A 16,876-nucleotide genomic window follows, 5' to 3' on the forward strand; every position below is an offset into this window, starting at 1 on the left:
ACCGATCGGGCTACTCGCGGTGCGGGGTTCGCTCACCCGTGTTCGGGTCGACGTCGAACAGCTGGTCGGTGTTGTCCGGGGCGTAGACGACGGTGTTCGTTTCGAGGGCTCGTCGTCGAGCGCCGTCGCGAATCGCGAGGAATCCGGCACCGAACAACACGATCACGGCGATTCCGGCGACGATCGCCCAACCCTCGAAGCCGCCCGCCAATGCGGCGATCAGACCGCCTGCAGCGGCGATACCGGCGAAGATCAAGATGACGGCCAGCATGTTCTCGACAGCTCTGGCCCAGCTCGTTTTGGTAGGCCTTTTCTCGACCATAGGGGCAATTCCTTTCGATCAGCTCGGAGCGGGGGATACCCGAAAGCCGACCGATTAAGCCCCGCACTGCCCAGTGGCCGTCGTCACTGAGCCTTGCGCGCGCGGTACGCGGCAACGGCCGCTCGGTTCCCGCAGGTAGTGCTACAGAACCGGCGGGATCGGTTGCGCGAGAGGTCGAGGACCAGGCCGTTGCAGTCCGGATCCGCGCAGACGTCGAAGCGCGAGAGCTCGTCCGCTCGGATGACGTCGATCATGGACATCGCGGTCTCGACGACGATGCGGGTCGCGAGCGGACTGTCGTCGGCGACGGCATGGATGTGCCAGTCGAGATCTCCGTGACGAACCAGTCGGGGCAGGGCCGAGGATTCGGCGAGCAGACGGTTCACCTCGACCACGGCGTCGTCTCGGCTGCTGGTCAGCAGCGCGCGCAGGGTCGGGCGCAGTGCTCTCACGGCCTCGAGCTCGGCGTCGTCGCCGTCGAAGCGGCCGGAGTAGCCCTGTTCGGTGAAGAACTCGGCGAGCTGCTCGCGGGTGGTCAGCGTGTCCGGCTCCTCGGCGGAATTGATCAACGCCACGGCCGCCAACAGTGACAGTTCCGCGTCATGAGCAAAAAGCATGTTGACACCTTACCAAGTCGGTCCCTACTGTCACATGCCATGACGGCTTACACTCATGACGCGAATGCGGATCTCGCGGCCACCCACGATGCTGCCGCGCGGTCGCGTCGACTCTCGGGACTCGGTTTCGCGCTGCTCTCCGCGGCGTCCTTCGGGCTTTCCGGCTCACTCGCCACCGGGCTGCTCGACGCAGGCTGGACGGCCGGGGCCGCGGTGACCGCGCGAATTCTGCTCGCCGCAGCCGTCCTGCTGATTCCGTCGATCCTCGCGTTGCGCGGGCGGTGGAACCTGCTGGCGAAGAACTGGAAGCTGCTCCTCGCCTACGGTGCCTTCGCGGTGGCTGGGTGTCAGCTCGCCTTCTTCAACGCCGTCGGACGCATGGAGGTGGGTGTCGCGCTGCTGATCGAGTTCACCTCGCCCGTGGCCGTCATCGGGTGGATGTGGTTCCGGCACCAGCAGCGTCCCGGTCGCCTGACCGTGGTGGGCGCACTGCTGGCCGCGATGGGGCTGGTGCTCGTGCTCGATCTGATCTCCGGTGCCGACGTGGACTCGGTCGGCGTGCTGTGGGCGCTGGGCTCGATGGTCGGTGCGGCCGTGTACTGGGTGCTGTCGGCGGACGAGAGCAACGGCCTCCCGCCGATCGTGCTCGCCGGAGCCGGTCTGTTGACGGGCGGGCTCATCCTGCTGGTCGCCGGGCTCATCGGGATCGTCCCATTCGCTGCTCCGCTCACCGACGTCACCTTCGTCGATGCGGTCGTTCCGTGGTGGGTTCCGATCATCGGCCTCGGCGTCGTGACCGCCGCGCTGGCCTACGTTCTCGGGATCGCGGCGGGCCGACGTCTCGGGTCTCGGTTGGCATCGTTCATGGGTCTGATGGAGGTCGTTGCGGCACTGGTGTTCGCGTGGCTGCTGCTCGGGCAGGCACCGGCACCGGTCCAATTGGCCGGTGGCGCACTGGTTCTGCTCGGCGTGGTCGTCGTCAAATCAGGAGAACGCGCCACGGCTCACGAGCCGGTGGAGCCGTTGCAGAGCAGGCCTTGAGCCTGTAGGTCCTACATCGCAGCTCAGCTGTCGACGCGTCCGAACACCACGGCGGCGAGAATGGTGTGAGCGCTGGCGATCACCGAGTCCAGCGGTTCGCGTTCGGGAGAGAGCAGCCATTGTTGGGCGATGGTGAGGACCGCGCCCACCAGGCCCATGGCGAGTGTTCGACGGTTGGGCCCGGCGAGCCCGCGGCTGGATCCGGCGGCCTCGGCCACCTGCAGCACCGTCTCGGAGAACGAGGTCGTCGTCTTGCGGTAGAGCGCGTCGACGGTGGGCGAGACTCCGAGAATCTCGACGAAGGCAATGCGCGCGGATGCAGGATTCTCGGCGACGAACGTGAAGAAGCCGGTGAGAGCTCCCCGGAGAACCTGTTCGGTGGAGTCGGCCTCGGCCTGCGCACCGGCCAGGATGTTCTCGCGCATGGCGTCGGTCGCTCGGCCGTATGCGGCCATGAGCAAGTCCTCGCTGTTGGAGAAGGACTCGTAGAAGTAGCGCTTGGTCAGGCCGGCCTCGCTGCACACCTTCTCCACGGTTGCCGTCCGGTAGCCGGTGGTGCCGAAGACCTTCACGGCGGCGTCGAGCAGACGAATTCGACGCTCCTGCTGCCGTTGCTGCGGGTCGGCACCTCGGTAGGTACGGCCGGGTTCGCTGTGATGGGTAGTCACAGACAGATCTTGACACCGCTCGGTATCAGATGCAAAGTGTTCGCAGACAAGCATTTCGATCGAGGGGGAGCAGATGGCGGCGTCGACGCTGCGGAACAAGGTCGTTCTGATCACCGGAGCGGCGCGGGGGATCGGTGCCGCAACGGCACGTGCGCTGGCGGGCCGAGGTGCCCAGCTGGTTCTCGTCGACGTCGACGAGGCACCCCTCCTGGAACTCGCGACCCAGCTGAAAGCAGCGGCATTCGTTGCCGACGTGCGGAATCTCGACGATATGCAGCGCGCCGTCGACGGGGGAATAGAGGCGTACGGCGGCATCGATCTGGTGCTGGCGAACGCAGGCATCGCCAGCTACGGATCGATCATGCAGGTCGATCCGGCCACGTTCCAACGCGTCATGGACATCAACGTGATGGGCGTGTTCAACACCGTCCGCGCGGCTTTGCCATCGCTCATCGATCGCAACGGCTACGTCCTCGTCGTCTCCTCGCTCGCGGCGTTCACCCCGTGCCCCGGCCTGGCCGCGTACAACGCCAGTAAGGCTGCGGCAGAACACTTTGCGAACGCCCTCCGGCTCGAGGTCAACTACCGAGGTGTCGATGTCGGCTCCGCGCACATGGCATGGATCGACACACCGATGGTGCAGGACGCCAAGTCCGATCTCACCGCATTCCAGGATCTGCTCGCGGTGCTGCCCGGCCCGCTGGGTAAGACGATGACCGTCGAGCAGTGCGTCGACGCGTTCGTCGACGGCCTGGCCAAGCGCAAGCGGCGTGTCTACGTGCCGCGGTGGGTGGGCGCAGCGTCGTGGTTCAAGGCCGTCATCACCTCGCGGGTCGGTGATCGCAGCATGCTCGAGCACGTGCCGACGATCCTGCCGAAGATGGACGAAGAAGTAGCCCGCCTCGGCAGGTCCGAGAGCGCTCGCAACAAGACCAGCTGACACCGGACATCGAAGGAATCGCTGACATGACTGCCGTACTGCCCTCTCCCGAGGTCGACGTTCTCATCATCGGTGCCGGCCTGTCCGGGATCGGGGCCGCGCGCCACCTCGGGCACGATCTGCCCGGTAAGACCTACGCCATCCTCGAAAGTCGCGGCGCGATCGGGGGAACGTGGGATCTGTTCCGCTACCCCGGGATTCGTTCCGACTCCGACATGTACACCCTCGGATACAGCTTCAAGCCGTGGATGGGTGAGAAATCCATCGCCGACGGCACCGACATCCGCAACTACATCGTCGAAACCGCGCAGGAAGCGGGCGTCGACAAGCATATTCGGTTCCATCACAAGGTCGTCGCGCTCGAGTGGTCGTCCGAACAGCAGTTCTGGACGGTGACCGCGCACCGTAGCGACACGGACGAGACGGTGACAATCACGGCGTCGTTCGTGTTCTCCTGCAGCGGTTACTACAACTACGACAAGGGGTTCACCCCCGAGTTCGCCGGACAGGAGAATTTCGGCGGCCAGGTGATCCACCCGCAGCACTGGCCCGAGGATCTGGACTACTCCGGCAAGAAGATCGTCGTGATCGGTAGCGGTGCAACGGCAATCACGTTGGCTCCCAACCTGGCTCGCGACGCCGAGCACGTCACGCTGCTGCAGCGCTCGCCCAGCTACGTCCTCTCGCTTCCGTCACAGGACCCGATTGCGCAGACGCTACGCAAGCGCCTGCCGAAGAAGTTGGCGTACAGCGTCACTCGGCTCAAGAACGTGTCGATGGCCATGTTGATCTACACACTGAGCCAGAAGTACCCGGAGTTCATGAAGAAGCGGATCCGGACGATGCAGGAGGGGTGGTTGCCGAAGGGATACGACCTCGACACCCACTTCACCCCGTCCTACAACCCGTGGGATCAGCGCCTGTGCCTGGTGCCCGACAACGATCTGTTCCGGTCGATTCGCAAGGACGAAGTCTCGATCGTCACCGATCACATCGACACCTTCACCGAGACCGGCCTGAAGCTGAAGTCGGGCCAGCACCTCGACGCCGATATCGTCGTCACCGCAACGGGATTGAACCTCTCCGCTCTCGGCGGTGCGCAGTTCCGGGTCGACGGCGAGGACGTCGACCTGCCCAGCACGATGGCCTACAAGGGCATGATGCTCACCGGTATCCCCAACTTCGCCTTCGTTGTCGGTTACACCAACGCCTCGTGGACACTCAAGGCCGACATGGTCTCGAACTACGTGATGCGACTGCTGGCGCACATGGACGAGAAGGGCTACAGCACAGTCGAGCTCGAACGCGACCCGTCGATCGACGAGGAACCGTTCCTCGACTTCGCGGCGGGATACGTGCTGCGGGCGGTGGACAACTTCCCGAGACAGGGCAGCGAGACCCCGTGGAAGCTGCGCATGAACTACTTCCGCGACCTGCCGGTGCTGCGCTACGGCAAGGTGGTGGACAAGGCCATGAAGTTCGGTCGTCCCCGGTCGAAGGTCTCCGTCGGATCCTGACGGGAATTGTTCGGGGTCGGGCGTGCGTTGGTTCCGAGTATGAAAATTGGAATCATCGGAAGCGGATTCATCGGCGGTACTCTCGTCCGTCGCCTGACAGCACTCGGTCACGAGGTTCGGTTCTCCAACTCACGTGACCCGGAGACCCTGGCAGACCTGGCGGCGGACACCGGGGCGACGGCAGTGTGGGCCGCCGACGCGGCTCAGGACACAGACCTGGTGATTCTGAGCATTCCGCAGAAGAACGTGCCGGATCTGGCACCGGGAATTGCCGGTGCCCGTAAGCCCGGGGCACCGATCATCGAGACCAACAACTACTACCCGCAGCAGCGGGACGGGTTGATCGAGGAGATCGAGGGTGGGACACCCGAAAGTGTGTGGGTGTCTCAGCAACTCGGCGAGCCGGTGATCAAGGCGTTCAACGGAATCTACTGGAAGCACCTGTTGGAAAAGGGTGTGCCCAGCGGTACCAGCGGTCGTATCGCACTGCCGATCGCAGGCGACGACGAGGATTCCAAGAAGCTCGCGTTCTCGGTGATCGACGAGCTCGGATTCGACCCCGTCGACGGCGGAACCCTCGCCCAGTCGTGGCGTCAGCAGCCGGGAACGCCCTCGTACGGCAAGGACTTCGGAGTCGACGCCCTCGTCGAGGCGCTGGGGCAGGCCACCGAAGAACGCAGTGCGGAGTGGAAGGCCTGAGCTCGATTCCTCTTGCTACCTGACGCGACAGCTACCTGACGCGGCAGCTACTTGACGCGGCCCTCGCGGAGCGTGCGCTCCGCGAGGTCGCGTAGCGGCCCGGTCAGGTTCGAATCGCCGACGCGGCACGAGTGCTCACCCACCGACACGTTCCAGACGAACGTGTCGCGGGCATTCGAGTCGGCCGAGTCGGTGGCCTGCTGATCGGCGATGTACGGCTGCGCGGCCTCGACCAACGACTGCCATTCCGGCTCGTCGGTCTCGACGACTCCGCGCTTGGACATGCCGGCGACACCGCCGGTTCGCAATACCTCGATGCGCAGGCTCATCTGCCCTCGATCACACCCGATCGTCGCTCGGCTTCGGTATGGACTCGTTCCCCGTTGTCCGAACTCCCACGGTAGACCAACCGGTCGCCACAGCCTCGGCAACGTCGGAACCGGCTCCGTACCGCTCGTTCGCTGCAGCGAGTGTGGCGGCCGCGAAGCCGGCGAAATCGACCGTAGGAGACAGTCCGCCGACCGTCATCGTGTCGAACCACACCTGCCCGACGCGATCCCAGGCCGGACCGCCCAGAGTGGTGGCGGCGACGGCGAATGCACGGTTGGGGATACCCGAATTGATGTGCACACCGCCCTCGTCCTCGGTGGTGACGACGAAGTCGTCCATGCTGGCCGGCTGCGGATCCTTACCCAGCACGTCGTCGTCGTACGCGGTGCCGGGCTCGAGCAGAGAGCGCAACGCTTTCCCCTGAACGGCCGGAAGGAACAGCCCTTCGCCGATCAGCCACGACGCGTCCTCGGCGTTCTGCCCGGCGGTGTACTGCTCGACCAGTGCGCCGAACACGTCGGAGATCGATTCGTTCAGCGCGCCGGCCTGGTCCTTGTATTCGAGCGGGGTGGTGTACTGCGTGAACCCGTGCGCGAGTTCGTGTGCGATGACGCCGAGCGAGACGGTGAATCGAGCGAACACCTCACCGTCACCGTCGCCGAAGACCATGCGCGAGCCGTCCCAGAACGCGTTGTCGTAGTCCTGCCCGTAGTGCACCGTCGCGTCGAGGGGCAGGCCGCTGCCGTCGAGACTCGAGTAGCCGTAGACCTCGTCGAAGAACGCATAGGTAGCGCCGAGACCGTCGTACGCCTCGTCTGTCGCGGCGTCTCCGGTTGCTTCCTCGCCCTCGGCGCGCACCTGCTGGCCGGGGAGATCCCGCGTGGACTTCGCGTCGGAGATGGTGCGTTCGAGCGTGCCGCCGGTGCGCGGAGCGATGGCGGTGCGCGCCTGTACGACCTCGCGTCCGGCACGCATTTCACGATCGGCGAGCAGTGTGGCGCGAGCGCCCGCACCCTGGAGCCTTTCGAGCAGGAACGGCGGAACTACCCCATGGAAGTGCTGGCTGCGCGATGATCCGGAATCGGAAACTGACGTCATACTCGGTGACCCCCTAGGTCCGTGGCATGTGCGGTGATGGTTTCAGTGTGCCCGAGGGCACCGACACGGTCGGTCTCGTCGGTGAGATCACGCGCCTATCGTGGACAGGTCGACGCCGTCCACCTCGCTCGGCGGACGAAGCGCAGTGACGGTCGCCCAGTGTCGGGCCAGCAGGGAGGCGTCGGAATCGTCGTCCTCGGCTCGGATCTCGTCGAAGCGAACGGTGACGAAATCCTCCCCGCGATCGCCTATTTCGGCCTGTACCGCGCCGTAGCGGGCGAGCGATGCCGGCACGATCCCCGCCAGATCCGCCAGCGGAACGTCCGGGATGTTCACGTTGACGACGGCGTCGGACGGTCCGTGCGACACCATCCACGTCACCGCGAGGTGTGCGACGTGCTCGGCGGTGTCCCAGTGAGCAGGCTCGGTGGCGATCGACGACAGAGCCATGGCAGGAACTCCATGGGTCAGCGCAGTCAATGCGGCCCCGACGGTGCCCGAATGCAGAACGGCTGCACCGGTATTGGGGCCGTGATTGATGCCCGAGAGCACCAGGTCCGGCACGTCGCCGAAGGCTCCTCGGGTGGCGACGAACGCGATCAGAGCCGGCGACGCCTGCACCGCATACGCCGGGACGTCGGGCAGACCGTCGAGCTCCACCGCTGCGATGCCCAGATGATCGTCGACGCCCATGCCGGTCAGCGATGCGCTGGCCCCGCTGCGCTCCTCGTGGGGCGCGGCCACGACGACGTCGAGACCGGCATCGACGGCCACGCGCGCGAGCAGGGCGATGCCCGCGCTGTGCACGCCGTCGTCGTTGGTGATCAGGGCTCTCATTTCTTGCCTGCCTTCTTGTACGGACGAACCTCCACCGATTCGGTGAGGCCGAGAACCAGGTCGCGTCGCCCACTGCCGAGGCCGCGTCGGGTGACGTTCGCCGTGCCCGCTCCGCCGCCGAGACGCAACGCCTCCGGGACCGACAATCCCTGAGCGAGCCCTGCGGCGATGCCTGCACTCATCGAATCGCCTGCTCCGTGGTGATCGACCATGCGCAGACCCGGCGTGACTATCTCGAGCACGTCGCCGTCCACCAGCGCCAGGGCTGGATCTCCTGCGCGCGAGATCACGACGATCTCCGCGCCGTCGTCGTGCATCTGCCGCATCGAATCGATGAGGTGCGCCGGGTCCTCGGACTCGGCCCGGCCGTCGGCGATGAGGTCCTCGTGGCTGACCTTGAGCACCGTGAGGCCGCCGGCGAGCGCAGCGATCATGGTCGGCCCGGACAGGTCGGCCACCACCGTCTTGCCCAGGGCGGTGAGGTCCGCGCACAGCCGCTCGTACACCTCGGGCGGGACGATGTCGTCTTCGTGCGGTCCGCCGAGGATGGCGACGTCGCTGCGGGCACCGGCTGCGAGTGCCGCGCTGAACAGGTCGTCGAGCGCATGCCTGGCCAGGGGCGGCGGGTCGACCGTGGCAAGGATTTCACGCTCACCGCTACGGCGATCGTGCACGTACGAGCCGCTCTCCTGGCCGATGTCGACCGAGACGACGGAGATGCCCTCCCGCTCGACGATGTCGCGCAGAATGCCCCCGATCTCGCCGCCGAACACTCCCGTCAGTGTGACGTCGAGACCGAGCACCGTGGCCATCCGGGCGATCCAGTGGCCCTGACCACCCGCGTGCACGTGCAGTTCGGTGTTGCCGTTGGGAGCTTTGTCGAGGGTCACCGTCAACAGCGGAGACGGAGCGAAGACGAGAGCACTGAGGGATTCAGAGGAGGGAGGCATCGACTGCGAATGCCCGATATGTCAGGACCGAAACGGCTGGTGCTCGGCGATAGCCTCAGAAGCGACGACGCAGACGCATTCCGATCGGGCGGCCGTCGGGATCGACGAACAGGCGATAGGCGAATGCGGCGAGTCGCTGTTGCCACACCGGTGGCACGGAAATCTCGTGTCGGCGAAGCCTGCCGGCAGGGCGCGGGCCCGAGGACGGGTTGTGGTGCCACTCGTCGAGCGCGGTCGCACTCGCCGAGATGGCGTCGAAGAACTGCTGCGGATCCACCAGATCGGCGTCGTCGCCGTCGGCGCGGCCGAGGTGTTCGCGGATCAGTTCCAGGCGCAGGTTGCGGGCGTGGGTTCGGGCACCGTCGCCCAACCCGGCGGGGTCGAGAGGTTCGCGGTCGTCGCGTTCTTCGTCGACGATCGCCGCCGTCAGCTCCGAATCGTGAGTCCAGGACCGACGATTGAAGTTGTCCGAGCCCACCGCGGTCCACACGTCGTCGATGATGCAGACCTTCGAGTGCACGTATACCGGTATGCCGCGGTCGTTTTCGATGTCGAGAACCAGCACGCGATCACCACCGGCGGCGCGGATGACCTCCAGCGCAGCCGAGTGTCCCAGCAGCGCAGAGGGAATGGTGAGTGCACTGTCGTCGTCGAGGTGCTTGGGAACCACCACCACCAACCGCAGGTTCGGCTTACGGCGCAGTGCCGCGGCGAAGACGCGTGCGACATCCACCGACCACAGGTACTGGTCTTCGATGTAGATCAGCTCGGTTGCCCGGTTGAGTGCCTTGGCGTACGCCCGTGCCGCGCTGCGCTCGCCCTTGGTGGCGAACGGGTAGGCGGGGCGTCGACGCGGGTAGGTGCGCAACAACTGAACCGAGCACGTGCCCTGCGGTTCCGGCGGCGCAGCCGCAGGCGGCAGTTCCGACGGCTCCCGAGTCACTCCGCGCAGCATGTCGGGGATGGCGTGCCAGGGGAGGCGGGACAGGGCTGCGGGATCCTCCCAGCGCTCGCGGAAGACGTCCTCGACGTCTCGCACCGCGGGTCCCTCCAACTGGACCTGCACGTCGTGCCAGGCCGGGATCTCGCCGTACTCGGGAGGGAAGGGTCGGGAGACCGGATCGCCGAAATGATCGGCGTCGTCGCGTCGAGCACGGGCCAGGTCGATGCCGCCCACGAACGCGATGTCGGGCAGATCTTTCCTCCCGTACCGCACGACCACGAACTTCTGGTGGTGGCTTCCGGTCACCAGCACGCGCTGGTCGAGGATCACCTCGCCGCCTGCCTCTTCGAGCTTCATGGCGAGCTTGCGATTCTTCGGGCCGGTGAATCCGAGCGTCTCCATGTGCGAGCGCCACACCATGCCCTTCACGACGCCACCGCGGTGCGCGACGCCCGTGAGCGCGTCCTCGACGGTCACGCCGTCGTCGGTGAGCAGCTGTTCCGGATCTCCGCGCCAATCGGTGAACAGCACCAGGTCGTCGCGCTCGGTGCGGTCGAGGGCTCGGGCCAGCGCCGCGAAATAGGTCTTGCCGTGCACCAGGTTCTCGACGCGGTTGCCCTCGGTCCAGTCGGTGATCCGGGTGTCGTCGTTGCCGCGCTCGACGGCAGTGAGGAACCACGGGTGCGCCGGATCGAAGTGTCGCTCCGGTGCGATGAGGGCGGAGGTGGATCTGCCGAGGCTCTCGGCGACACCGTCGACGACGCGCCGGATGCGCTGCACTATCACGGTGGCATCATTTCATCCGGTTTGAAGCGCGGGGAGGGCGGGCACCCGAGCGATATGACTCAGGTACCCAACGTCACGCTCAGAAACGGCAAGCAGATCCCGCAGCTCGGCTTCGGCGTGTTCCAGATCGATCCCGAGAAGACAGCGCAGGCCGTCGAGACGGCACTCGAGATCGGCTACCGCCACATCGACACCGCCGAGATGTACGGCAACGAGAAGCAGGTCGGCGAAGGTATTCGGAACTCGGGTATCGACCGCGACTCGGTGTTCGTCACCAGCAAACTCAACAACGGCTTCCACAAGCCCGACGACGCGCGCAAGGCGTTCGACAAGACGCTCAGTGACCTCGGCACCGACCACGTGGATCTCTTCCTCATCCACTGGCCGCTGCCCACCCGCTACGACGGCGACTTCGTCTCCACCTGGAAGACGCTGGAGGAGTTCGCCGCAGACGGCCGTGCACGCAGCATCGGCGTCTCCAACTTTCAGCCCGCCCACCTCGATCGCCTGGCGGAGGAGACCGAAACGGTCCCCGCGGTGAACCAGATCGAGGTGCACCCGTACTTCGTCAACAACGACGTCTGGGCCTACGGCCGCGAGCATGCGATCCCCACCGAGGCGTGGTCTCCGATCGCCCAGGGCAATGTTCTCGACGACGCGGAATTGAAGCGAATCGCCGACGCGGCAGGCAAATCCGTCGCACAGGTGGTGCTCCGCTGGCACATCCAGCGCGGAAACATCATCTTCCCGAAGTCGGTCACGCCGGAGCGGGTGAAGGCCAACTTCGACATCTTCGACTTCGAGCTCAGCTCGGCCGATGTGGACGCCATCACGGCTCTGGACAAGGGTGAGCAGGGTCGTACCGGACCGAATCCGGACACCTTCGACATGATCCCCGACTGATCACGTAACCCTGTGGGCTCGAACATCTTCGGATGTTCGAGCCCACAGTCGTTCGGTCAGTGTTTCAGGGCCGATCCTGTTGCCGCGGTGACCTGCTCGGTGGTCACGCCCGGTGCGAGTTCCACCAGTTCGAGGGTGCCGTCGCCGACGACGTCGATGACGGCGAGGTTGGTGATGATGCGATTCACGACGCTTTGGCCGGTCAACGGCAGGGTGCAGGCGTCGAGGATTTTCGGGTTACCGTCGCGGTCGGTGTGTTCCATGACGACGATGACGCGTCGGGCGCCGTGTACGAGGTCCATCGCGCCGCCCATGCCTTTGACCATCTTGCCGGGCACCATCCAGTTGGCGAGGTCGCCGGTGCGTGAGACCTGCATGCCGCCGAGTACGGCGGTGTCGATGTGGCCGCCGCGGATCATGCCGAAGCTCAGTGACGAATCGAAGTATGCGGCACCGGGATTGACGGTGACGGTCTCTTTGCCTGCGTTGATGAGGTTGGCGTCGACGTTGTCCTCGGTGGGGTAGGGCCCGGTGCCGAGGATGCCGTTCTCCGAGTGGAGGGTGACCTTGACCGCGTCGGTCAGGTATCCCGGGATCAGGGTCGGTAGTCCGATGCCGAGGTTGACGTATTCGCCGTCGACCATCTCCGCTGCGGCGCGTTCGGCAATCTGATCGCGGGTCCATCCTGTGCTCATGCTCGAACTCCTGAACTGACGGTGCGCTTTTCGATGCGCCTGTCCTGTGGGCCGGTGTGTACGACGCGTTGGACGAACACGCCGGGAAGGTGTACGTGGGCCGGGTCGATTTCGCCCGGTTCCACGAGGTTCTCGACCTGGGCGATGGTGATCTTTCCTGCCATCGCGGCGAGGGGATTGAAGTTCATCGCAGTTTTGTCGAACACGAGATTGCCTGCGGTGTCGCCGATCTCGGCGTGCACCAGTGCGAAGTCGGCGTTGATCGACTCTTCGAGTACGTACCTTTTGTCGCCGAACACTCGGGTCTCTTTGGGCGGGGAGGCGATCGAGACGGAGCCGTCGGGGTCGTAGCGCCAGGGCATTCCGCCGTCGGCGATGGGGCTGCCGACTCCTGCGGGGGTGAAGAATGCGGGGATTCCGGTGCCGCCGGCGCGGAGTCGCTCGGCGAGTGTTCCCTGCGGGGTCAGTTCCACTTCGAGTTCGCCGGCGAGGTACTGCCGGGCGAACTCTTTGTTCTCGCCGACGTAGGAGGCGGTGACGCGGCGGATTCGTCCGGCGGCCAGCAGGATTCCGAGTCCGTAGCCGTCGACGCCGCAGTTGTTGGAGAATACTTCGAGCTCGGTGGCGTCGGTGTTGGCGATGGCCTCGATGAGTGCGTCGGGGATGCCGCACAGTCCGAAGCCACCGACCGCGAGGGTCGCTCCTCGGCCGATGTCCGCAACCGCGTCGGCGGCGGACGCGTAGGTCTTTCCAGTCACTTGCAGCTCCTGATGTGTTCGTTGAGCAAACGTTGTAGTCAGTCAACCTGAGCTGTGTATTTCGGTGAGGCGAATGCTGGTATCTGCTCGTTCGGTGAACGGATGTGGACTAGGCGTCCGGTGAGTGGACGTACGATGGCCGGGTGACGACACCGGATGCCAACGCAAGTGTGATCGACAAGATCTGTTCGTTGCTGCGCGCAGCGGGGAGCGAGGAGCCGTCGGGTGCCTCGACCACCGCGCTCGCGCGGGCGACCGGTATCGCGCGACCGACCGCACATCGCCTACTGGCGTCGCTGGCCGACCAAGGATTCGTCGACCGCGACGCGACCGGCAACTGGTCACTGGGCCCGGAGATCTATCTGCTCGGATCGATGGCGGCATTGCGGTACGACATCACCGACCAGGCTCGAAAGATAGTGCAGGCGTTGGCCACCGAGAGTGGAGAGAGCGCGTTCCTCTCGGCCCGGCGCGGGGCGGAGACCGTGTGCATGCTTCGGGTGGAAGGGAGCTTTCCGTTGCGCTCGCACGTGTTGTACGAGGGCATTCGGCTACCGCTCGGGGTGGCGTCCGCCGGTTTGGCCATTCTTGCGCACCTGCCCGATCGGGAGGTCGACGAGTACCTCGGCGACGTCGACCTGGTGCCGGAGTGGGGCGAGACTCATTCCGCCACAGCGATTCGGCACCGCGTAGGCCACACTCGGACAACAGGTTTCGCCGTCAATCCAGGGTTGCTCGTGGAAGGCAGCTGGGGTCTGGGTGCTGCTGTGTTCGACCGCGCCGGAGGTCCTGCGTGGGCACTGAGCCTGACGGGCGTCGAGACGCGATTCCGTGACGACCGACGCCGGGAATTGGGCAAGATGCTGCTCGACGCGGCACACCGGCTCACCGTGCAACTGGGGGAGCGGCCCGCTTAGCTATCTAGTTCCTCCAGAATGTCCGCGGCGTCTTGGCTACCTGCGTCGGCCAATCTTTGCAGCTCGGCGCGGTCGCCACGTTCACCGGCGAGCTCGACGAGGATGTCGACGGCATCGCTGCTGCCTGTGCCGGCGAGAGAGCGGAGTTCGTCGAGGTCGTTGCGCTCGCCTGCAAGCTCTACCAACTGGTCGATGGCATCCTGATCGCCGCCGGCCGCACGCCGGCGCAGTTCGATCGGTTCCGACTTTGAATCGGGCTCGCTCATGGAGTGGAGTGTAGAACGATTCAGCGGATAGCGGCAGGTCAGCTGGTGCTTTTTCGGCTCGAGCATTCTTGTCGGTGGGTCGGGTTACTGTTCTTCTTGTTCGAACAGGCGTTCTTGTTTCGGCTCACCGGGGGGTGAAAAAATGGGTGCAGTACCGACCGTGTCACTGGAGGCGTTGACCGCTGCCGCGCGTGAGGAGAATCGGCAGGCCGCCCGCAAGATCACCGCCTGCTATCGCGTGCACTGCGACTGGATCACCCGCGACACCAAGCACAAGCACTACAGCCGATACGGACGCGCGGAAATGTCAGTGGCGTTGGGCTGCTCGGCGACCGTCGCCGAAGCGTATGTCTCGGTCGGCGTTGCTCTGCATACCAGGATGCCGCTGCTGAGGGCAGCGTTCGAGACCGGTGAGATCGACCTTCCCCGCGTGCGGACGGTATGCCGGATCCTCGACAACCTTTCCGACGACATCGTCACCCGCGTCGAAGCCGAGGTCGTCGAAGCGGCGCGGAGATCGTCCCCCGGCCCGCTCGAACAGGCGATCTGGGACATCCTGCTGCGCGTCGCACCCGAGGAAGCCGCGGCGTTGCGGGAGTTCGCGAAGAAATTCCGCACCGTCACCTACAGTCCCGCCGGCGAACTCGCCCGTATCCGAGCCGAGCTGACCGCCCCCGAAGCCGCCGCCGCATGGCAACTCCTCGAAGAGATGGCTGACACCCTCTGCCCGAAAGACCCGCGCGGGAAGAAAGAACGCCTGTGCGATGCATTCATGGCCCGCATGCACGGCGAACCCCGACTGGCATGCCTGTGCCAACGCGAGGATTGCCCGAAAAAAGACACCGCGTTGCCGGATCGTCGGGTGCCACTCACGATGATCACCGTCGACATCGCCACCCTCATCGGGTTGTTGGCGAACCCCGCCTACCTCGCCGGGCACGGTTCCATCGACCCCGACCTCGCACGAGAATTGGCACGCAACAGTCACTGGCAGATCCTGCTCACCGAAGCAGTGACCCTCGCCGAGAAACTCGGACTCGCTGTGCAGAACCCGGAGACCGGGGAATGGGAACGACGCCCGGACAGCGAGAAGACAGGGGCTGCAACAGAACCCGAGCCGGAAACAGCGACGGACGAAGACAACGACACGGGCTCGGGCATGGGCTTGCCTGCAGACTCGGCTGCGGATGCCGATGAGGGAACTGGGTTGGAAGCGGACTCGAGGGCGGCGACAGATTCCTCGACCGAACCGACGTCGGCCACTTCACCGGCACCTGCACCGGCACCTGGACCTGGACCTGGACCTGGAAATACCTCGACACCGACACCGGAACCAGCAGCACCGGCAGCACCGGCACCGGCAGATGAGGTCGACGAGACCGGCGATGCCGAAGAGACTGGCGAGACCGGCGAGAGCGGCGATGCCGAGGAGAACAACGAGTCCACACCCGCACCTGCGACCGACCCGTCAGCAGCTACCGCCGACCCAGTCCGCAAGCACGCAGCAACCAGTGCCCCGGCACCAGCGAACGCCCCTCCAACACAGCCGACCTCGGCAACCGGCCCCGAGAGACCTGCATCGGACCCGGCACCGGCGTTGCAGTCACCTGCGGACCCGATATCGCCGGCACCTGATCCTGCTCCGAAACAATCCGAATCAGGTTCTTCCACAACGGCATCCGGATCCACAACATCCGGGGCGACATCAGCCCAAGGCCCGGAACCAGGAACAGGCTCGACTGCCGCTGCCGCTGCCGCTGCCGCTGCCGCTGCCGCTGCCGCTGCCTCCGGCGACAATCCACGCCAGCGTCGCCTGGGATCGTTGACGTCCGCTGCAGCCCTGTTCTGCACCCACACCCCCGTCGGCCGGGGCACACGGCACAGCTCTGCCCTCGACCTGGACGACATCAGACATCCCGCCCGCAACATGAGAGCACTCGACCTACGCTCGGCAATCCGGATGGACAACCGAACGACCCCCACTGCAGGCCACACACCCGCACACCGCACACCCTCAGGCATCTACCTCGGCAACGCCTCCCTCGCCGCAGCGCTCGAAGCCGCCATCGCCGCCGACCCCACCCTCGGCAAATCGGTACCCCGCGATCCACTCACCGACCGCGCCCTGATCTACCGACCCGATGCCCTCACCACAGCAGCCGTCCGCCTGCGAGACAAACACTGCCGATTCCCCGGCTGCCACCGACCCGCCGCACGCTGCCAACTCGACCACGTCGTGGCCTTCGATCACGCCAACCCTCGCAGCGGTGGCTGGACCACAGTCAACAACCTCCAATGCCTCTGCGACTACCACCACTCCGTCAAAACCGCCGGCTACTGGAAGGCCGTCATGCTCCCCGGCGGAGCCATCCTGTGGACATCGACATCCAAGACCACCCGAATCACCCTGCCCACCAACGGCACAGCCGTACCCATCCTCGGCAACGACCTCAGGCCACACATCCCCACCACACCGAAACGATCCGGCCACATCGCCTACCCCAACCCACCCGACAATCAACCGCCCGAGACAGACGAAACGGCAGCACCGCCGTTCTAGGCGATGCTGCCGTGGATTCCGGTGCCCGA

General features: G+C 65.6%; 18 protein-coding genes. 7 read left to right on the forward strand and 11 right to left on the reverse strand.

The features are described 5' to 3' along the window. Positions 1-10: 10 nt before the first annotated feature. Together QM615_RS17105 and QM615_RS17110 are read right to left on the reverse strand one after the other, a co-directional pair. Positions 11-322, reverse strand: coding sequence for a hypothetical protein (locus tag QM615_RS17105; RefSeq protein ID WP_068284000.1), 312 nt, complete (start codon positions 320-322; stop codon positions 11-13). Between the two features lie 83 nt (positions 323-405). Continuing rightward, positions 406-939: a CGNR zinc finger domain-containing protein gene (locus tag QM615_RS17110; protein ID WP_068054245.1), complete on the reverse strand. Its 534-nt coding sequence runs from the start codon at positions 937-939 to the stop codon at positions 406-408. A gap of 39 nt (positions 940-978) precedes the next feature. Here QM615_RS17110 and QM615_RS17115 point away from each other — a divergent pair, with 39 nt between their 5' ends. After that, positions 979-1,980 (forward strand): EamA family transporter, encoded by a 1,002-nt coding sequence (locus tag QM615_RS17115; RefSeq protein WP_149406407.1) that lies wholly within the window; start codon positions 979-981, stop codon positions 1,978-1,980. A 23-nt stretch (positions 1,981-2,003) separates the two neighbouring features. Here the strand turns inward: QM615_RS17115 and QM615_RS17120 are convergent, their stop codons facing one another. Continuing rightward, on the reverse strand, positions 2,004-2,648 hold the full coding sequence (locus tag QM615_RS17120; protein ID WP_149406408.1) for a TetR/AcrR family transcriptional regulator: 645 nt from the start codon (positions 2,646-2,648) through the stop codon (positions 2,004-2,006). A 73-nt stretch (positions 2,649-2,721) separates the two neighbouring features. Here QM615_RS17120 and QM615_RS17125 point away from each other — a divergent pair, with 73 nt between their 5' ends. Genes QM615_RS17125 through QM615_RS17135 form a run of 3 tightly spaced genes read left to right on the forward strand, consistent with a single transcriptional unit; the run spans position 2,722 to position 5,804 of the window. Beyond that, positions 2,722-3,588, forward strand: coding sequence for an SDR family oxidoreductase (locus tag QM615_RS17125; protein ID WP_149406409.1), 867 nt, complete (start codon positions 2,722-2,724; stop codon positions 3,586-3,588). 26 nt (positions 3,589-3,614) lie between these two features. Beyond that, positions 3,615-5,105, forward strand: a complete 1,491-nt coding sequence (locus QM615_RS17130) for a flavin-containing monooxygenase (protein ID WP_149406410.1) — start codon at positions 3,615-3,617, stop codon at positions 5,103-5,105. Between the two features lie 39 nt (positions 5,106-5,144). Continuing rightward, positions 5,145-5,804 carry an NADPH-dependent F420 reductase gene (locus QM615_RS17135; protein ID WP_149406411.1) on the forward strand — a complete coding sequence of 220 codons (660 nt, stop codon included), beginning with the start codon at positions 5,145-5,147 and terminating at the stop codon, positions 5,802-5,804. A gap of 47 nt (positions 5,805-5,851) precedes the next feature. Here QM615_RS17135 and QM615_RS17140 read toward each other — a convergent pair whose 3' ends face one another. From QM615_RS17140 to QM615_RS17160, 5 genes are all read right to left on the reverse strand, one after another. Further along, complete coding sequence (locus QM615_RS17140) at positions 5,852-6,133, reverse strand: protealysin inhibitor emfourin (protein WP_082899002.1); 282 nt, start codon at positions 6,131-6,133, stop codon at positions 5,852-5,854. A gap of 10 nt (positions 6,134-6,143) precedes the next feature. Then, positions 6,144-7,232, reverse strand: a complete 1,089-nt coding sequence (locus QM615_RS17145; protein ID WP_149406412.1) for a M4 family metallopeptidase — start codon at positions 7,230-7,232, stop codon at positions 6,144-6,146. Between the two features lie 87 nt (positions 7,233-7,319). Then, complete coding sequence (gene surE / locus QM615_RS17150; protein WP_149406413.1) at positions 7,320-8,069, reverse strand: 5'/3'-nucleotidase SurE; 750 nt, start codon at positions 8,067-8,069, stop codon at positions 7,320-7,322. Next, positions 8,066-9,019, reverse strand: a complete 954-nt coding sequence (locus QM615_RS17155; protein ID WP_149406414.1) for a 1-phosphofructokinase family hexose kinase — start codon at positions 9,017-9,019, stop codon at positions 8,066-8,068. Before QM615_RS17155 ends, surE begins: the two co-directional genes overlap by 4 nt. A gap of 55 nt (positions 9,020-9,074) precedes the next feature. Then, positions 9,075-10,748 (reverse strand): phospholipase D family protein, encoded by a 1,674-nt coding sequence (locus QM615_RS17160; protein ID WP_149406415.1) that lies wholly within the window; start codon positions 10,746-10,748, stop codon positions 9,075-9,077. Between the two features lie 54 nt (positions 10,749-10,802). Here QM615_RS17160 and QM615_RS17165 point away from each other — a divergent pair, with 54 nt between their 5' ends. Continuing rightward, complete coding sequence (locus QM615_RS17165; RefSeq protein ID WP_068054275.1) at positions 10,803-11,651, forward strand: aldo/keto reductase; 849 nt, start codon at positions 10,803-10,805, stop codon at positions 11,649-11,651. 56 nt (positions 11,652-11,707) lie between these two features. Here the strand turns inward: QM615_RS17165 and QM615_RS17170 are convergent, their stop codons facing one another. Together QM615_RS17170 and QM615_RS17175 are read right to left on the reverse strand one after the other, a co-directional pair. After that, positions 11,708-12,346, reverse strand: a complete 639-nt coding sequence (locus QM615_RS17170) for a 3-oxoacid CoA-transferase subunit B (RefSeq protein ID WP_149406416.1) — start codon at positions 12,344-12,346, stop codon at positions 11,708-11,710. Next, the gene (locus QM615_RS17175; RefSeq protein ID WP_068053500.1) at positions 12,343-13,104 is read right to left on the reverse strand and encodes a CoA transferase subunit A; all 762 of its coding nucleotides are present in this window, start codon (positions 13,102-13,104) and stop codon (positions 12,343-12,345) included. The genes QM615_RS17170 and QM615_RS17175 overlap by 4 nt, the downstream gene beginning before the upstream one ends. 143 nt (positions 13,105-13,247) lie before the next feature. Here QM615_RS17175 and QM615_RS17180 point away from each other — a divergent pair, with 143 nt between their 5' ends. Next, on the forward strand, positions 13,248-14,021 hold the full coding sequence (locus tag QM615_RS17180) for an IclR family transcriptional regulator (RefSeq protein WP_149406417.1): 774 nt from the start codon (positions 13,248-13,250) through the stop codon (positions 14,019-14,021). On the opposite strand, the gene QM615_RS17185 is transcribed toward QM615_RS17180, so the two are convergent. Next, positions 14,018-14,287, reverse strand: coding sequence for a hypothetical protein (locus QM615_RS17185; RefSeq protein ID WP_149406418.1), 270 nt, complete (start codon positions 14,285-14,287; stop codon positions 14,018-14,020). The two genes, QM615_RS17180 and QM615_RS17185, sit on opposite strands and share 4 nt — an antisense overlap. A gap of 142 nt (positions 14,288-14,429) precedes the next feature. Here QM615_RS17185 and QM615_RS17190 point away from each other — a divergent pair, with 142 nt between their 5' ends. Next, positions 14,430-16,847 (forward strand): HNH endonuclease, encoded by a 2,418-nt coding sequence (locus tag QM615_RS17190; protein WP_149406419.1) that lies wholly within the window; start codon positions 14,430-14,432, stop codon positions 16,845-16,847. The last annotated feature ends 29 nt before the right edge of the window (positions 16,848-16,876 follow it).

It is taken from the genome of Rhodococcus sp. IEGM 1341, from assembly GCF_030056895.1.
Taxonomy (GTDB): domain Bacteria; phylum Actinomycetota; class Actinomycetes; order Mycobacteriales; family Mycobacteriaceae; genus Rhodococcoides.

Excerpts from the sequence above, each read along its gene's own strand:
- QM615_RS17135 (WP_149406411.1), top strand. The coding sequence starts at position 5,145 with ATGAAAATTGGAATCATCGGAAGCGGATTCATCGGCGGTACTCTCGTC.
- QM615_RS17170 (WP_149406416.1), bottom strand. The coding sequence starts at position 12,346 with ATGAGCACAGGATGGACCCGCGATCAGATTGCCGAACGCGCCGCAGCG.
- QM615_RS17130 (WP_149406410.1), top strand. The coding sequence starts at position 3,615 with ATGACTGCCGTACTGCCCTCTCCCGAGGTCGACGTTCTCATCATCGGT.
- QM615_RS17190 (WP_149406419.1), top strand. The coding sequence starts at position 14,430 with ATGGGTGCAGTACCGACCGTGTCACTGGAGGCGTTGACCGCTGCCGCG.
- QM615_RS17185 (WP_149406418.1), bottom strand. The coding sequence starts at position 14,287 with ATGAGCGAGCCCGATTCAAAGTCGGAACCGATCGAACTGCGCCGGCGT.
- QM615_RS17110 (WP_068054245.1), bottom strand. The coding sequence starts at position 939 with ATGCTTTTTGCTCATGACGCGGAACTGTCACTGTTGGCGGCCGTGGCG.
- QM615_RS17145 (WP_149406412.1), bottom strand. The coding sequence starts at position 7,232 with ATGACGTCAGTTTCCGATTCCGGATCATCGCGCAGCCAGCACTTCCAT.
- surE (WP_149406413.1), bottom strand. The coding sequence starts at position 8,069 with ATGAGAGCCCTGATCACCAACGACGACGGCGTGCACAGCGCGGGCATC.
- QM615_RS17125 (WP_149406409.1), top strand. The coding sequence starts at position 2,722 with ATGGCGGCGTCGACGCTGCGGAACAAGGTCGTTCTGATCACCGGAGCG.
- QM615_RS17105 (WP_068284000.1), bottom strand. The coding sequence starts at position 322 with ATGGTCGAGAAAAGGCCTACCAAAACGAGCTGGGCCAGAGCTGTCGAG.
- QM615_RS17140 (WP_082899002.1), bottom strand. The coding sequence starts at position 6,133 with ATGAGCCTGCGCATCGAGGTATTGCGAACCGGCGGTGTCGCCGGCATG.
- QM615_RS17165 (WP_068054275.1), top strand. The coding sequence starts at position 10,803 with ATGACTCAGGTACCCAACGTCACGCTCAGAAACGGCAAGCAGATCCCG.
- QM615_RS17115 (WP_149406407.1), top strand. The coding sequence starts at position 979 with ATGACGGCTTACACTCATGACGCGAATGCGGATCTCGCGGCCACCCAC.
- QM615_RS17155 (WP_149406414.1), bottom strand. The coding sequence starts at position 9,019 with ATGCCTCCCTCCTCTGAATCCCTCAGTGCTCTCGTCTTCGCTCCGTCT.